We start from the raw sequence: 1,132 nt of genomic DNA on the forward strand, positions 1-1,132 counted from the left end.
GACGGGGGAGCGCCTGGCACGGGTGCTGCGTCCGAAGGTGGACGCGGCCTGGCACCTGCACGAGGCGACGAAGGACCTCGACCTCACCGCCTTCGTGGTGTTCTCGTCGGTGGCGGGGACGTTCGGCAGTGCGGGCCAGTCGGCTTACGCGGCGGGTAACGCGTTCCTGGACGGTCTGGTGCGTCGTCGTCGTGCGCTGGGGCTGCCGGCGGTGTCGCTGGTGTGGGGTCCGTGGTCGCAGGACGCGGGCATGACACAGACGCTGTCGGACACCGACCGCCGCCGCATCACCCGCTCCGGCCTTCCCCCGGTGACGGCGGAGCAGGGCGTCGCCCTGTTCGACGCCGCGATGGCCGCCGACGCGCCCGTCGTCCTGCCCGTGCGCCTCGACTTCCCGGCGCTCCGCGCGCAGGGAGAGGTTCCGCCGCTGCTCAGCGGGCTGATCCGGACGTCCACCCGCCGCGCGGCGGCCACGGGTTCCGCCGAGACCACCGGGCTGGCCGAACGGCTGACCGTGCTCGGCGAGACCGAGCGCCGCGAGATGATGCTGGACCTGGTGCGCGGACACATCGCCCTCGTCCTCGGCCACTCGGGCGCACAGACGGTCCACCCCGACCGGGCCTTTCAGGACCTGGGCTTCGACTCGCTGACGGCGGTGGAGCTGCGGAACCGGCTGGGCAAGGCGACCGGACTGCGCCTGCCCGCCACCGTGGTCTTCGACTACCCGACCGCGGAACTCCTCGCCGACCACCTGCTCGACACCGTGCTCGGCACCGTGCGCGACGTGGCCGTGCCGGTGGGGTCGTTGCCGTCGGTGGCGGACGACCCGGTGGTGATCGTGGGGATGGCGTGCCGTTATCCGGGTGGGGTGTCCTCTCCCGAGGACCTGTGGCGGCTGGTGTCCGACGGCGTCGACGCCGTGTCGGACTTCCCGGCCGACCGCGGATGGGACGTCGACTCGCTGTACAACCCGGACCGGAGTGTGTCCGGGACGTCGTACACGCGCTCGGGCGGCTTCCTGCACGACGCGGGTGCCTTCGACGCGGACTTCTTCGGGATGAGTCCGCGGGAGGCGGTGGCGACGGACGCGCAGCAGCGTCTGCTGCTGGAGACGACGTGGGAGGCGATCGAG

At 72.6% G+C, this 1,132-nt stretch carries 1 protein-coding gene; it reads left to right on the plus strand.

Features of this window, described 5'->3' with window-relative positions; translation table 11 throughout:
- The coding region (locus IE178_RS35040; protein ID WP_193515068.1) for a beta-ketoacyl reductase at positions 1-1,132 on the plus strand (1,132 nt) is incomplete at both ends.

This window comes from Streptomyces griseoloalbus, from assembly GCA_014650015.1.
Lineage (GTDB): Bacteria > Actinomycetota > Actinomycetes > Streptomycetales > Streptomycetaceae > Streptomyces > Streptomyces griseoloalbus.